Below are 15705 nucleotides of genomic sequence, written 5' to 3'. Positions count from 1 at the left end.
AAATTGGCAGATTTAGATTTATTACACTTTGAACAGTTAAAAAAGGATGTTCAGGGTCAATACTTAAAAGAATATACCCCTTCTCATGATGATATTTCAAAATGGAAGGGTATAGATATTATATATTTCCAGGAAGACCTGCGGAAAAAAGCCAAAGGCAACATCAGTGAAAAGTCATTTTACACTTACTTTAAAACTTCACCGGTTACAAAATTACCCAGAATTGACATGCTCAATTTGCTGAGCATTTATGCGGGTTACGACTCTTGGTATGAATTCAAAAAGCAACATCTTTTTGCTGGAGAATTACTGCAGGAAATTGAAAATCTGGAGGACGAAGAACTTAAAGAATTGGAAAAAACTGTTCAAATAGCTCCGGAACTCCCAAAAACTGAAATTCCTGTCCAAAAAACAGAAATTAAGACACCTGAAACTACTGATTTACAAAAAACAAATACTGACAATCAATCAGTTAATAAAATAACAACTATTTCTCAGGAACAGGTTCAATCACCAGATGTTCCCAAGAAAAATTTCTTCAAAAAAAATGCATGGGCACTTATCACTTCAGTATTGATAACAATAACGGGGGTGCTAGGCTTCAAGGATGTACTTTTTTCAAAAACTTATAAATATTGTTTTATTGACAAGGACCGCAGTGTGAATGTCATCAATACATTAGACATTATGGTGATTAAAGAAAATGAGTCTCCAATTATGTATAAAATAAAACCTGGCGACTGTTTTTTATATTCAACAAAGGATAAGAACCTGAAAATGCGGATCAGCGCTCCATTCTATGAGCCTCTGGATGTTAACAGAAATCTTGAAAATGCACCTGAAGAAGAAAAAATAGAGCTAAAGCCCGATGATTATAAAATGGCTGCTTATTATTTTTCCATTAAAGATATTAAAGGCGGAAACCCCGAAGAGCAGGTAGCACTCATTAAGCAAAAAAGAAATCAGTTAGAAAACCTGATCAGCAGTAATGCGGTGATATATCAGGTATACGACAACGATACTTATGGTATAGAAAGACTGGACAAACAAAAATACATTACCCTGGTGACCACTCCCACTACTTCATTGAAAAACCTGAATGTTATAGAAATGAAAAAGGACAACAACGGTAAGATTATATCTATTAAATTTAAAATCGCATCCACAGATGAAAAAAATAAATAATTTTTTAATTTTTGCAGTGCTTTTTTTAGCAGTTATAGCCTGTAACAATAAAAAAACAGAAGTAAGCGATCTCGATAAGCTTCGAAACAGCAACAATGCCAAAAGTTATCCTGCCGTACAGATGGACAGCATGCAGGCTATCAATTCAATCACAAAACAAAAAGTTCAGGAGCTAATGGATCTGTCTACTCTCTATTTGTCAGGAAACAGAAATACGGAAATAGACACGGTGATCTATTCCCAGATGCAAAGTTATTTCCACAAGCCGGATTCTTTAACTTTTAAGAGGTTATTCAGGGAACTGGACAGCATGAAGGTAAGATCAATTAAAGTGAATAACCTCAGTGTTTATAAAGAATTTTATAAAAAGGATACCCTGGATTATGCCAAATTCAATGTAGAATACTTCGACAGTAAGAATAAATCTTTAGGGAATTTTGAAAAGAATGCACAGTATATCCTGCTATCAACACCTAAGCTAAAAAAAGAGTTTAAATTTTATTTCCTGGATTTTTATTCTAAACCGCTTAAGAAAGACAGCACCTCTGTAGGAGTTACCAAATAGTCTAAGGGAATATCATTTTCCCATACGTCATCAATATATTCATCGGGGTCAAAGTAATTGACTCCGATTTTTTTTGATTCTTTGCATGCACTTTCAAAAAAAGCATCATAGAATCCTTTGCCATAGCCTACTCTATTCCCCTTTTTATCACAATACAGTAAGGGAGCAATAACATAATCAAAACAGATTTCTCCGGAATCTTCATTGGAAACCGGCTCAGCAATCCCCCAGGCACTGGTTTCAAAAGCAGTATCTTTAAAAATTTCGACACTGATCAATTGATCACCTATTACTTTAGGCACATAAACATGTATATTCTGCTCTAAAAAATACTGGATGAAGATTTGGGTATCTATCTCATTAAACTTCTCAATTGGAATGAAAACATGTACTTTCTGGCCTTCATAAGGAGTAAAGAAGTTTAAAAACTGAGCCAGTATTTTTTCGGATAACAAGAAAGCCTCATCACGGGACAAGGCTTTTCTTTTTTGCATATATTTTTTTCTAAGATCTGCTTTCAGCATAATGATTATGCATTTTCAGAAGGTTGTACTATTTTATATAATTTGTCAGACAAACGAACTCTAAATGGAATTTCAAAAGTGATCTGATCTCCTTTTTTAGCCGTTTCACAAGGACCTCCATTGGCATAAATTTCTGTAATGGTAAGTTCCTGCTCTCCCGTGGTAGGTCCCGAAATTAATATTCTATCGCCTACGGAAAGTTCTTTATTCTCTATTAAAAACTGTCCGATTTTTGATTTTGAATAATAATGCTCTGCTTTTCCAACCTGTACTTTTTTTACCGTAATTTTCTGACGGATATTTTTTGTTTCCGCTTTTGCTAAAGGTTTATGGGGCAGATCACCTGATTTTTTAAACTTCAGGGCGTCCGATTTTCCTTTTCTGAAAACCTTATTTCCTACCTGTAACCCTTTTCTTAACTTCACTTGCTCTTCCAAAGGTAGATGTATGGTTTCCAAGCATTCTGTAGAGCAACAATTTTCCATAGCAGCTTTACAGTCGTCACATTGAATAAACAATAAATGACAGGCATCATTAGAGCAGTTCGTATGGTTGTCACAAGGCTTACCACATTGGTGACACTGCGAAATAATATCGTCTGTAATTCGTTCTCCTAAACGGTGGTCAAATACAAAGTTTTTACCAATGAATTTACTTTTTATACCTTCTTCTTTAATCTGGCGGGTATATTCAATGATTCCGCCTTCTAATTGGAAAACATTTTTAAAACCCTGATGCTTGAAGTAAGCACTGGCTTTTTCGCAACGGATTCCACCGGTACAGTACATCAACAGTTTTTTATCTTCTTTAAAATCCTGTAACTGTTCGTTGATAATGGGCAAACTTTCTCTGAAATTTTCTACGTCCGGAGTAATTGCCCCTTCAAAGTGCCCAACTTCACTTTCGTAATGATTTCTGAAATCCACTACAATAGTGTCGGGATCTTCAAGCAGATCATTGAATTCCTGTGCTTTCAGGTGAATTCCTTTATTGGTAACATCAAAAGTAGCATCATTCAAACCATCAGCTACAATTTTATGTCTGACTTTTATGGTTAATTTTAAAAAAGAATGGTTATCCTGATCTACTGCTACATTTAATCGAATTCCCCTCATGAAATCATAGACTTCCAGCGTGTCCCGAAAAGCCTCAAATTGATCCGCGGGAACGCTCATCTGAGCATTAATTCCTTCATGGGCAACATAAATACGGCCAAGGGCATCAAGGGCATTCCAGGCTATAAACAGTTCGTCGCGAAATTTTTTGGGATCTTCAATGTTGGCATACGCATAGAAAGACAGTGTAAGACGATCCTTACCAGCTTCATCAATAAGTTGAGCTCTTTCTTCTGCGCTTAAGGTGTTATACAGTTGCATGCTATAAACGTTTTAAGTGAGAAAAATATTTTTGCAAAGATAATCATTTTTCAATAAAGTGTATGACCAGTGAGAACCAGACCTCTAAATGCTGAATAAGAAATTTCAGACAAATGGATACTGAAGATCTTTTTTAAATAAAAATATTGTATCTTAAACAGGCATTATTTTTTCCGGACAGGTTACAAAATGTCACATTTTTTCTTTAATAATTTTTTAAGTTTTGTTAATAGAACGCCGAAGATTATGACATAATATATAAAATGACATAATACCCGTTAAATTTTAGTTAAAATTGAAACATAGCATACTAATTGCTTACTTATTTAACATTAAATTTGTTTACTCAAAAACAAAAAAAGGAAATTAATTAATAAACAAGAAAGATATACAATGAAGAGTACTTTAAAAAAACTATTACCATTTGCAGTAGTAGGAGTTGTCTCCGGTGCTACTACCGTTGGAGCAATACAATATTTTGGACATAACTCCAACAACGGAGATCAATCTTATTTCACTACATCAGCCCCTAACACTACATTTGCAGGGATGAACACTGGCGCAGTGGGAGATGACTTCGTAAAAGCAGCTAAAACAACTGTTCCAGCTGTAGTCACTATTAAAAATTATCAAAGCAGAACTTCCAGCAGAGCTTCAGAGCAGGATCTGTTTGACTTTTTCTTTGGAGATCCATTCGGAGGCGGAGGAAGAGGCCAACAAAGACAGAAGCAGCAGGTTCCGGACAATATGCCTTCAGGAATGGGATCCGGGGTGATCATTTCTCCGGACGGTTATATTATTTCAAACAATCACGTAGTGGCAGGTGCTAACAAACTTGAAGTGGTATTAAGCAACAAGAAATCATATATAGCCACTTTAATAGGAACCGATCCCAATACAGATATTTCTTTATTAAAGATCGAAGAGAAAGGACTTCCTTACTTAAACTTTGCCAATTCAGATAATATAGATGTAGGACAATGGGTGCTTGCTGTAGGAAATCCACTGGGATTAAACTCTACCGTAACAGCAGGTATTGTTTCTGCTAAAGGAAGAGGGATCGGTATTTTAGGAAGCCAGGGTAAAGCAGCCAATCCTATTGAAAGCTTTATTCAGACCGATGCTGCCATTAACCCGGGAAACTCTGGAGGAGCGTTGGTCAATACCAATGGAGAACTGATTGGTATCAACTCAGCAATTCAGTCTACAACAGGGTATTATCAGGGATACGGATTTGCTGTACCGGCTAATCTTGCCAGAAAAATTGTTGAGGACATCAAAAAATTCGGAATTGTTCAGAGAGGATTCTTAGGAGTTCAATCTTTAGACCTTTCCAATGACCAGCAGGTTTTATTGTATAATAAGCAAAACAAAACGGATCTGAAGGCAGGTGCCGGAGTGTATGTTACAGGATTTGGAGATAACAGCGGCGCAGAGAATGCAGGGCTGAAAAAGGGTGACATTATTACTAAAATAGATAATTATGCCATTACAGATTTTGCTGATCTTTCTATGTCTATTGGAAGCAAACGTCCTGGTGATAAAGTTCAGGTAACCTACATAAGAAATGGTAAAGAAAACACCAGTATGGTAACCCTTAGAGATCAAAAAGGAGGAACATCAACGAGAACCAAGGCAGATCTTAGTGTAACTGAAAAAATAGGTGCTGAATTCCAAAGCATTGATGAAAGAACGAAAGCATATTATGGCTTAAATAGTGGAGTGATTGCTAAAAATGTTTTAGAAGGAAGCGAAATGGCTAAAGCAGGAATTGTGGACGGTTATATCGTTACAGAAATCAATGGTAAGCCTGTAAATTCACAGAAAGATGTGGAAAGTTTACTGAATAAGTTCTCAGGAACTATACAGATAAAATATATGGACGACTACGGAAGAAATTACCAAAGAGGATTCAAAATGCCATAATGGAAAAAAGACAATAGTCTTTCCATATCAACAAAAACGCTGCAGAAATCTGCAGCGTTTTTTTTATTTTATTTGGGTTTATTCATTTTCTCAGCAATCTTTTTTTTCTTGTTCCGTTCATAAATTACTTCTACAATCTTACCGCCAATCCAGGAAAACGGAAAAAAAGTAAGAAAGATAGAAATCTTATAAAAGGTAGGATGATAAGGGAATATAATAATATCCAACATCGCTATAAACAGCATAATAAAGCCTATAAGGATAGCATAAGCTACTTTGGCATATTTAACAATGATTGCTGTTGCAACACCGCCTATGGTAGTTCCCAATCCGGAAACAAACAACAGGAATCCAAAGAAAGCCTTATCATCTTTCATGCTGAAAAGGAATCTTTGCCAATGCTCAAACGGAGCAAAAGCTTCAAAAGTAACCCATTGCGGAAAAGCTCTTATACCAAGAGTAATAATAAGCCCGGTTATCCCCAGACCTACCAACACCGCAATTGTATTTCTTATAAAATTCATTAATCCTGATGTGCAATCATAGAAATTTCAATATCCACATTTTTAGGCAGACAAGAAACCTGTACCGTTTCACGTGCCGGGAAGCTTTCTGCATCTAAATAAGAAGCATAAATATCATTCATTACAGCAAAATCATCCATATTCTTAAGGAAGATTGTAGCCTTTACAACATTTTTGAAAGTCATTCCTGTTTCAGTAAGAATAGCTTCCAGGTTCTTCATTACCTGATGAGTTTCTTTTTCAATTCCCTCTACCAATTTACCAGTTGCAGGATCTACAGGAATCTGTCCGGAGATATATAATACTCCGTTTGCCATATTGGCTTGTGAATAAGGTCCGATTGCTGCAGGTGCATTAACTGTGTTTATTATTTGTTTCATAAGTGGATATTTATTTTTTTTAGATCATATTGCAATCACCATCTGCTGTATGTACTTGATTGAAAATTCTGTCAACAGCAATTTCATTAGAATATATTTTGGTTGCAAATATAAAATTTATATTCTCAAATGCCAATCTGATATTAGAAAGGTGCATTGGGCTGAGTAAAACTTCTGTCTTTATACTTCAGAGCATCGCTTAAGATATTGGCTTTTATCCCAATAAAGAAGTCGTATACCTTATACTGTCCGAAAGGAACCCAGTTAAAGTTAATGGTAAAACTTCGCTGATCCCTTGAGAATCCTATTCTCGTATACGCCAGTTCTTTAGTGACCATATCATAATGCGTGCTTCCATTGATATTCCAGTAAGGTGTCAGCTTAATACTACCGTCCAATCCTATGGATGCAATTTTACTTCCAAACCTGTTGAGACCTTTTGAATAAGCATAGTTTGCATTGACATTCAAAGTCCATGCCTGATCGAAATGAGCATAATTATCGTCATCAAAATAATAGTTTTCATTTCTGACTTCTCCTTTCGAGGAATATTTTTTACCATAATCAGTTTTCTCACCAAAAATTTCACTGCTTAGAGGATAAGACAATTGGATATTGAAGCCCTGTACACTAAAATGTCCGAATTCTTCTGTTCTGATCCCTGTGTCCTGCCCCGGAATAAATGCAATTCTATACGGATCAAGGGTAAGGCTTGTATTGACGGTAAGTTTACTGTTGAAGAAAGAAGACTGCCCGTTGATTGAAAGGATGGACCATGGGTGATCTTTAGCAGCAAAGTTATAGCTTCCTGAAAGATTTAAGGATTCAAAAATCTTAAGTTTTTTTACTCCTGTAGAATCTTTCTTAGACTTTACTTTCATCTCAATATTGTTCCCCACATTAAATCCTAAAGCTCCTACCAATCCGCTGGACGGGCTTCCTACAATTCCTTTTTCAAAGATAGAATAAGGAGTAATGGCCCCGGTTGCGTTATAATAGTTTTTGTAATATCCAAAGTTTGGACTTGAGAAATCCGGAGAATAGGTAAACCCGATACTTGGGGTCATCATATGCCTGATGGCTTCAACAGAAGATCCTTTTTTAAACTTAAGCATTCCGTACAGTGTTGTCTGAAGACTCGCAGTAGTAGAGAATGTAGAATATCCTGCAAGATTTTTGTCAATCTCATCTACTGTAACATTTTTTACAGGATCATAGTATCTGTTCAATGTTTTTGTTGTCAATGCATTGTCAATATTTGCACTTAAGCTGAATGTAAAATATTTTGCCAAAGTGGTATTTGTTGCCAGTGCGATATTGTTTTTAAGTCCTGTCTGCATTTTGTCCCACATTTCCTTCTTAAAGAGCTCATTCTCCTGTGTGTTCACAAAGTTTGTAAGGTTAAACCCTGTGTTTACCGTAATGTTTTCAAGAAGTCCCTGTCTTACTCCTGTTTTAGATTTAAATAAATAAAACTGGTTTATGGCAACGTTCATCTGCGGAAGACGGAGATCTGCCAGCCCTGTCGCAAAGTTTTGGGAATAAGATGCCGTTCCGGTGATGGTTACCGGAAGTTTCAGAAATCTCTTGGTAAGCGTTACCGTGGAGTTCTGCTGTGTATTCAATACATTTTGGTTAAAAATATAGTTGTTATTCAGCGGATTATTATAAAACTTTGTACTTACAATATCCACAGATGCACTAAAGGTGAGAAAAGGATTAGATTTTGCATCCTGCGAATGGGTCCAGTTGATTCTATAGGTACTATTCCTGTTATAATCATCCAGTCCTTTAATTCCTCTTACCATAGTTCCGATATCTGCATTAAAGCTACCTGAATACCTGTACTTCTTCTGATAATTCATCTGCGGGCGCAGGTTCCAGCTTCCTTTTGTATACACGTCGGCAAGCACTTTAAGGTCAAAATGTTCTCCAATAGGCTGATAATACCCAATTCCATTAAGGAAAAATCCTACATCCTCTCTTTCTCCAAAACTCGGGATCAAAATACCGGCTGCTCTTTTATCTGAAAACGGAAGAATGGCAAAAGGCATAATAAGAGGCGTAGGAACCCGCTCAATGTACATTTGAATCGGACCTGTCACAATCTGCGACTTGTTCTTTGTTTTAATCAGTTTGATATTGGAAGCGCGCATAAAGTAGTCTGCCGCAGTATCTTTTTTCTTAATAAAATAATCATCGGTAGTATAATCTGCTCTTTTCATTGCAAACACAGAGTCATTATACTTTTTTGTTTTTTGAGCTATGATTACCCCTTCGCTTTCCTCTGTTCTGGCATTGTAGGCAATAGCCTGTTTGGTTTTGGTATTATAGCTGAATTCGTTGGTTTCATACTTTTTCCCAGCCTGCGTAGTAATTACGGGTTCAATAATTTTTCCTAAAGAGTCTTGTTTTCCGCGGGCATAAATCAGATTTTTATTATCATCTATTGAAATATAATCTGCATCAATCTGCATATCCTGATATACTACCTGGGCATTTTTATTTAAAAAAGTCATCTTTTTAGGGATGTCTCTTCTCTGATCTTCTGCTTTTGTGCGGAGAATATCATCTAAAGATTCTTTTTTTACAACTATGGTATCCTTTTTGGAAATAGTATCATTAACCACATTTTTAGGCAATTTTTCGGGCGTTTCTTGTGCTAAAAAATTGTTAAAAATTAGGATAATTAAAATTTGTAATATATTTTTGAAGACGGTTTTGGCCAATTTTATTCTATATAATTAAGGCCCAAAATTAATATAATTTTTATAACTGTAAGATGCACAAACAAAATTTTAAAATAATTTTATCATTTCTCCTTATTCTAATCAGTAACCTTATTTTTGCTCAAAAGAAGCTTACAATCGTTCTGGATGCGGGACACGGAGGAAGTGATCATGGGGCAAACAGGTCCTATTCTGACATTGGAAGAGTCGCAGAAAAAGATGTTACCCTTGCCATTACCTTAAGATTAGGCGCAATGCTTGAAAAAAACAGAGATTTCAAAGTAATTTACACCCGTAAAATTGATGAATACCCATCTTTATCGGACAGGACTAATCTTGCCAACAGAAGCAAGGCCGATTTATTTGTATCTATTCACTGTAATTCTTCACAGAGACCTACCGCTTACGGTACAGAAACTTATGTACAGGGACCTAACCAAAACAACGAAAACCTTGAAGTTGCCAAAAGGGAAAACGATGTGATTTTTCTTGATGAGAAAGATAAGCAGATCTTCGGCTCTTATAACGCTGATTCTCCGGAGTCTTTAATTGCGTTAAAACTTCAGCAGAGTAAATATCTGGAATCCAGTCTTCTTTTAGGAGGATTGGTGGAAGACAACTTTGTGAATAAAGACAAAAGATCTTCAAGAGGGGTTTTCCAGAAAAACCTTCACGTTCTGCGTATGAACGCTATGCCTTCTGTACTGATAGAAACCGGATTTATCAATCATCCGGAAGAAAGCCACTATATAGCTTCTGAAAAGGGGCAGGCTGAAATTGCAGAAAGTATTTACAATGCTATTATTGATTATAAAAAAGCAATCGACAGAAAAAGCGGAGGTACGTTCACCATTAAAAAGCAGGAACCTGAAAAACCGGCAGAAACACCGTTGAAAAACGATTTCAGGATATTACTGATGAGCTCTCCTACCAAATACAATGAGGGAGATCCTGCAATGAAAGGATTGGGTTATATTCTTACCATTAAAGAAAATGGCCAGTACAAATACTATTATGCAGTCACTAATATGGCTTCTGTGAAAGACATTAATCTGAAGTCTGCCAAGGATGCAGGATTTAGAAATGCCTTTGCTGTAGGGTTCATGCCTAACCAAAAAATAAGCATGGGATACTATACCATAGAGCTGTATGCCGGCGATAAACTGAACGGAAATTCTTATATTCTTCAGAACCTTAAAGATGTGGAAAGACAGAAAGACAATGGTGTTTTCTACTATACCTATGGAAAAGTAGCTACTTTGGAGGAAGCAGTGAAACTTCAGAAAGAACTTGAGAACAAAGGAATTAAGAATACAGTGATACAAAAAGTGTATAAATAGTTAAAAATAATTTTGAAGTTAAAAAGTTAATCGTTACTTTTGCAACCTCAAAATTTGGCCTATTCGTCTAGTGGTTAGGACTCAAGATTTTCATTCTTGCAACAGGGGTTCGATTCCCCTATAGGCTACCAAATTTGATATCATGCCGGATTTAAAAATACAAGAAGCGAAATTGCTTTTTAATAAAATCCACTCTAACCCAAAAAGTTATGATTTACAAATCTATGAAGACGGGATTACAGGCAGGGATGATAAAATAAGTTTCAGGCTTTACAGGACAGGAGAAAGGGTTGCTTTTGAAGTAACAATAGATGAACTTACTTTCACCAATACTACTGGGGAATGGAACAACGCGATGATTATGTTGGGAAACACAATCAAAAAAATAGAAAAGGAACAAGAAAATTTAAAAATAGAACAAGCAATAAATAAACTTAAAAAGTACCTTTCGGAAGAAAATTAAAAAATTCAGAAAATAAATTTGGTAGTTTAAAAAAAAGTTTATAGTTTTGCACTCACATTTGAACGATATGGCAAATCATAAATCAGCACTAAAGAGAATTAGACAAAACGAAACTAGAAAACTTCGTAACAGATATTACCACAAGACCGCTAGAACAGCGCTTAAAAGCTTGAGAAATGAAGAGAATAAAGCTGCTGCAACGGAACAACTGCCAAAGGTTATCGCTTTATTGGATAAATTAGCTAAGAAAAATATTATCCACAAAAACAAAGCGGCTAACTTGAAAAGCAAACTGACAAAGCACGTTAATAAGTTAGCGTAATAATATAGTAGGCCCGTTCGTCTATCGGTTAGGACCTCAGATTTTCATTCTGGTAAGAGGGGTTCGATTCCCCTACGGGCTACAAACTAAGAGTTGATACTTATAAAAACAAAAGCTAACACGTTACTTTGGTAATGGAAGATAGAGGGCCCGTTCGTCTATCGGTTAGGACCTCAGATTTTCATTCTGGTAAGAGGGGTTCGATTCCCCTACGGGCTACAAAGAGAAGACTTATATTATATGAAGTCTTCTCTTTTTTTGTTGTTATAATTCTTTATTTTCATATTGCAGTGCCGGCTTGAGGAAACGGATCAGGTGCAAAAGTTTGGGGTCTAGGCAAAAGTTGAGTTAATCTGAATAGAAAGAAAGCTCTACCTTTTACGGATCAGTCACAAAAAACAGAGATCAGTGAGCGGATTTAACATCTTGCCCTACTGCTTTAGAGCTTCTTCCGCTCCAATACCTGATCATATTTTTCTCAATTTCACATTAGAAAACAACTTTCGTATAAAATTAGTTTATAAATAATCATCTATTAAACAATAAAAGCCATCATAATGTGAATATAACTAATAATTAATAAAAAAAAATAATGCATTTTGCTTATATAAAATTTTATTCACTTAACTTTGAATAAAATTAATAACCAAAATCCTAAAACCATGAAAAAACATTTATCTGTAAATTTTTGCTTAATAAAAGCAGGTTGGCTATTCTTATTAGTGTTTCTTGCCAATACATTCGCCTTCGCACAAGGTAACGGTAACCAAAAAAGCTATGCAACCAATCAATCCCATACCGTTTCCTCTGTTTGTGTAGGCTGCAGGATTGATAACCCACAAAATGCAGTAGGAAATAACGAAACTAATTACTCTTCTTTAAAAACAGGTCTGGCATTATTGGGCAATATCAATCAGACATTGGAATTTCCTTCATCCAGTTTAAAAAAAATAACTATCGGCGTTGGAACAGGTACTGATCAATTGTCGGTTTTATTACTAAGTGGAGCTACCATAGAAACAATGAATGGAAATACATCTAATGGGGACAGTAAAGTTATAGATAACAACATTCTTAGAATCGGAACCGAGCCCAACAAAGCAATCATTGAATTGAGGCCATCAAAACCCTATAACAAAGTTAAGATAACTTTAAATACCGGAGTTATTAGCCTCAATGGTGAGCTAAGAATTTACTACGTCTATCAATCTGAATATCATACACAATGTAATACTGCTCTTCCTGCTGATCCATATTATTACTATACTTTTAATAATAACTTTGAAGAGGAAATCAGACAGTATCACATGACTTCTGAAACACCAGTGACTATAGAAAATTATCCGTTCGCAAACAATCAGGTGTGTCAAGAAGGTCTGGCCAAAAAGTTTAAACTCGAAACCAATACAAGAACAACTAAATTTGAAAAAACTATTTCATTCTGGGCTGATATAAAAGATTCTTTGCATCTAGATGTACTCGGTACACAAGTATTTATACGACCTACTTCTATTGCATTATATCAGACTAATCATTTCCCGTCAGAATATGATGATGATGATGAAAATATCTTTGAGCCCGTAGATATTAACCTACAGTCTTTCACCGGGCTTCATCATTATTCAATACAAGTTTCATCATTTCCTCCTTCTACTGCTGATAAGGTAGAATGCATATCAGCCACAAGTGGATATGGAGAAGGAAACATTCTCAGTTGTGCATTCACAACAAAAGGTAAAATCTCACTCTTCATAGATGGAAAACCTTATCCTGAAAGCTATATTTTATTTAAAAATAACAACCCACAACGACCAGAAAAAGATAATAATATTTCACTTACCTATAACAATTCAAAAATTGACGAATTACTTATTTATGATGAAGCATTACCTGATGAAGTCCTTAAAAAATTACCATGCGCTTATAATCGTCCGCAAAATTGTTTTTCCGGTCTTACCGGTTCTATAGCCCCTGTCGCGAAAATAATGCCCTCAGAAGATCTATTCACCGTATCACCCAATCCTACTTTCGGGCAGATCACCCTGGAAGGTAACATTTCTATGGCAGATGCTGACCTTTTTATCAATACAACTTTTGGAAAAGAAGTTTTCCGTTCTAAACTCAGTTCCAAAACGTTTGATATACCAGCTACGCTGCCAGGAGGAGTCTATCTTCTTACTCTGCAAACCAGGGATAAAAAAATATACACCCGTAAAATTATTCTTACACGATAAAAATTGAACTATAAAGCAAGACAGGCTCAGCGGCCTGTCTTTTTTATTACAATGAACCGCAGTAAGCCTGGCAGAAAAAAAAATTCATCTTGTTTATTGACATAAACAATAGAATTACCATTCCCCAATCAAATTTAAAAAGAACAATAAATTTGATTTTATATACTGATTATCAAGTACATATACAAAACAATTAAAAAAATCACTTATAATAGAAATATTATTTTTAGGTTTTACTATTAATCCTTAAATTTGACTAAAACTATTCATCCAAAAATCAATAATATGAAATTTAATTTACTCCCGGGGAATCATTTCTCATTTCAAACGGCTTTAATAGCCTTACTTTTATTCTCAATCCACACTTTATCATTTGGCCAAAACAGAATTTATGCTCACGCGCAGAGCTCCGGTGTTTTTGGGGTTGCCTGTTTAGGCTGCCGTGTAGAAAATGCTCAAAATGCAATTGGGGATAATGAGGATGACTATTCTACAATGTCGCTGGGAACCGCATTATTAGGAGGAATCCAGCAAACTTTAATTTTCCCGGATCTTAGATCAGATACAAGGCTGGTAGTAGGCATCGGTACAGACAACATTCCTTTATCTGTACAATTGTTAAGCGGTGTAACATTGGAAACTATGAATGGAGGGACTTCAAATGAAGACCGCAGAACCATAGATATAAGTCTTCTTAAGCTGGGAGCAACGCCTAACAGAGGGACTGTAGAATTCAAGCCGACAAAAGCGTATGACGGCATACGAATCGGGCTGACAGGTGGTGTACTTAGCCTTGGTGGCGGATTCAGAATATATTACGCTTACCAGGATCCTTTAATCAGCCTGATGGCACATAGCCAGAGCGGACAGGTTACCCTTGATGGAAACATAGCATTAGAGGGGTCAGAAGTTGTCTTAACCAATACCTCCGGAAAAGAAGTATACCGCTCTACACTGAGATCTAAAACTTTTGAATCCGGACAACCCGGAGGTGTGTACATTATGACTCTGCAGACAAAAGACGGGAAAATGTATTCCAAGAAAATAATGATTAAATAAGTATATTTTTATATTTCAATCCGGCCGGGCAAATCCAGCCGGATTTTTTTTGTTTTATAATGATTATACATATTAAATAAAAAACAAAAATTTATATTTATGTAAACAAATTATTACATAATCACCACAATATGAAATAAAATTATTAACATAATAATTTTATTTATAAATTTACATAAAGCTAAGAATCAAAATTTTTTACATATGAAAACTAATTTATTATTGAGACGACGTGCTATTAAAGCGGCTATGTCTGCAACATTTTTGTTCCTGATGAGTTCTATGTCTACTGCACAAATCGTAAAAACGTACGCGAGCAGCCAAACCAATTCGGTTACCGGACTCTGCATAGGATGCGGTGTAGTAAATCCACTGAACGCCATAGGAAGTAATGAAAACGATTATTCTACTTTACAGGTTTCAATAGGTCTATTGGCAAGGACGGAACAGACCCTGATCTTTCCCACCTCCAACATAGCCAATAACACCAATAAGCTTGTCATTGGAATCGGCTCAAACGGTACTCCGCTATCTGCTCAGGTATTGGGAGGTGTATCCATTGAAACATTTAATGGAGATGTATCTAACAATGACTATCAAAATATCAACAATGATATTCTCCAACTGGGAAGTGCAGACCCAAGCAAAGGTGAAATTGAACTTACCATGAACATTCCTTTTGACCGTGTTAAAATAAACGTCAATTCAGGGTTACTGAATCTTGGTGGTGAACTTCGTGTTTATTATACGTATCAATACAAAGATCCTTTTATCAACCTAATGGCTCATACAGAAGGTGGGCAGGTTACCCTTGATAAAAAACTTCCACTGGAAGGTTCGGAAATTACTTTAACCAACACTTCCGGAAAAGAAGTTTACCATTCTAAACTGACTTCCAATACCTTTGAATCAAGACAGCCACAAGGTTTGTACATTATGACTTTGAAAACGAAGGAAGGAAAAACCTATACTCAAAAAATTATGATGAAATAAAATTCATAAGAAATCATAACGGCAGGCTTTAAAGCCTGCCGTTTTATTTTAGAAAGTATATTTAAAACGTTAATCGCTAAAGATT

General features: G+C 35.7%; 14 protein-coding genes and 3 tRNA genes. 12 read left to right on the top strand and 5 right to left on the bottom strand.

Annotated features, from left to right (window positions below; translation table 11 throughout):
- The first annotated feature begins 3 nt into the window (after positions 1-3).
- Positions 4-1185: a hypothetical protein gene (locus MP478_RS13405; RefSeq protein WP_230034032.1), complete on the top strand. Its 1182-nt coding sequence runs from the start codon at positions 4-6 to the stop codon at positions 1183-1185.
- Positions 1169-1750, top strand: coding sequence for a hypothetical protein (locus MP478_RS13400; RefSeq protein WP_257191196.1), 582 nt, complete (start codon positions 1169-1171; stop codon positions 1748-1750). The genes MP478_RS13405 and MP478_RS13400 overlap by 17 nt, the downstream gene beginning before the upstream one ends.
- Here MP478_RS13400 and MP478_RS13395 read toward each other — a convergent pair.
- On the bottom strand, positions 1699-2274 hold the full coding sequence (locus tag MP478_RS13395; protein ID WP_257191195.1) for a 5-formyltetrahydrofolate cyclo-ligase: 576 nt from the start codon (positions 2272-2274) through the stop codon (positions 1699-1701). The two genes, MP478_RS13400 and MP478_RS13395, sit on opposite strands and share 52 nt — an antisense overlap.
- Positions 2275-2279: 5 nt before the next feature.
- Positions 2280-3650 (bottom strand): rhodanese-related sulfurtransferase, encoded by a 1371-nt coding sequence (locus MP478_RS13390; protein ID WP_257191194.1) that lies wholly within the window; start codon positions 3648-3650, stop codon positions 2280-2282.
- A 393-nt stretch (positions 3651-4043) separates the two neighbouring features.
- On the opposite strand from MP478_RS13390, the gene MP478_RS13385 reads away from it, so the two are divergent.
- Complete coding sequence (locus MP478_RS13385; protein WP_230034028.1) at positions 4044-5576, top strand: trypsin-like peptidase domain-containing protein; 1533 nt, start codon at positions 4044-4046, stop codon at positions 5574-5576.
- A gap of 68 nt (positions 5577-5644) precedes the next feature.
- Here the strand turns inward: MP478_RS13385 and MP478_RS13380 are convergent, their stop codons facing one another.
- The 3 genes from MP478_RS13380 to MP478_RS13370 all read right to left on the bottom strand — a co-directional run bounded on the left by MP478_RS13380 (position 5645) and on the right by MP478_RS13370 (position 9209).
- Positions 5645-6100 carry a hypothetical protein gene (locus tag MP478_RS13380; RefSeq protein ID WP_230034026.1) on the bottom strand — a complete coding sequence of 152 codons (456 nt, stop codon included), beginning with the start codon at positions 6098-6100 and terminating at the stop codon, positions 5645-5647.
- Entirely contained in the window at positions 6100-6480 is a 381-nt protein-coding gene (locus MP478_RS13375; protein ID WP_257200735.1) for a RidA family protein, read from the bottom strand. The genes MP478_RS13380 and MP478_RS13375 overlap by 1 nt, the downstream gene beginning before the upstream one ends.
- 143 nt (positions 6481-6623) lie before the next feature.
- Positions 6624-9209 (bottom strand): putative LPS assembly protein LptD, encoded by a 2586-nt coding sequence (locus MP478_RS13370; protein ID WP_257200734.1) that lies wholly within the window; start codon positions 9207-9209, stop codon positions 6624-6626.
- 53 nt (positions 9210-9262) lie between these two features.
- Between MP478_RS13370 and MP478_RS13365 the strand changes: the two genes are divergently transcribed.
- From MP478_RS13365 to MP478_RS13325, 9 genes are all read left to right on the top strand, one after another.
- Positions 9263-10549, top strand: a complete 1287-nt coding sequence (locus tag MP478_RS13365; protein ID WP_230034022.1) for an N-acetylmuramoyl-L-alanine amidase — start codon at positions 9263-9265, stop codon at positions 10547-10549.
- Positions 10550-10605: 56 nt separating this feature from the next.
- Positions 10606-10680 (top strand) — tRNA-Glu (locus tag MP478_RS13360).
- Between the two features lie 11 nt (positions 10681-10691).
- Positions 10692-11012 (top strand): hypothetical protein, encoded by a 321-nt coding sequence (locus MP478_RS13355; protein ID WP_230034020.1) that lies wholly within the window; start codon positions 10692-10694, stop codon positions 11010-11012.
- 67 nt (positions 11013-11079) lie between these two features.
- The gene (gene rpsT / locus MP478_RS13350; protein ID WP_047491303.1) at positions 11080-11334 is read left to right on the top strand and encodes a 30S ribosomal protein S20; all 255 of its coding nucleotides are present in this window, start codon (positions 11080-11082) and stop codon (positions 11332-11334) included.
- A 10-nt stretch (positions 11335-11344) separates the two neighbouring features.
- Positions 11345-11416: transfer RNA gene (locus MP478_RS13345), tRNA-Glu, on the top strand.
- Positions 11417-11481: 65 nt separating this feature from the next.
- Positions 11482-11553: transfer RNA gene (locus MP478_RS13340), tRNA-Glu, on the top strand.
- Between the two features lie 443 nt (positions 11554-11996).
- On the top strand, positions 11997-13568 hold the full coding sequence (locus MP478_RS13335) for a T9SS type A sorting domain-containing protein (RefSeq protein ID WP_257200733.1): 1572 nt from the start codon (positions 11997-11999) through the stop codon (positions 13566-13568).
- A gap of 285 nt (positions 13569-13853) precedes the next feature.
- Positions 13854-14627, top strand: a complete 774-nt coding sequence (locus MP478_RS13330) for a T9SS type A sorting domain-containing protein (RefSeq protein ID WP_257200732.1) — start codon at positions 13854-13856, stop codon at positions 14625-14627.
- A 204-nt stretch (positions 14628-14831) separates the two neighbouring features.
- Positions 14832-15620 (top strand): T9SS type A sorting domain-containing protein, encoded by a 789-nt coding sequence (locus MP478_RS13325; RefSeq protein ID WP_257200731.1) that lies wholly within the window; start codon positions 14832-14834, stop codon positions 15618-15620.
- The last annotated feature ends 85 nt before the right edge of the window (positions 15621-15705 follow it).

Source organism: Chryseobacterium sp. WG14 (assembly GCF_024586945.1).
Taxonomy (GTDB): domain Bacteria; phylum Bacteroidota; class Bacteroidia; order Flavobacteriales; family Weeksellaceae; genus Chryseobacterium.
Note: the sequence above shows the minus strand (reverse complement) of the source record. Positions and strands in the feature narration are given on the sequence as shown.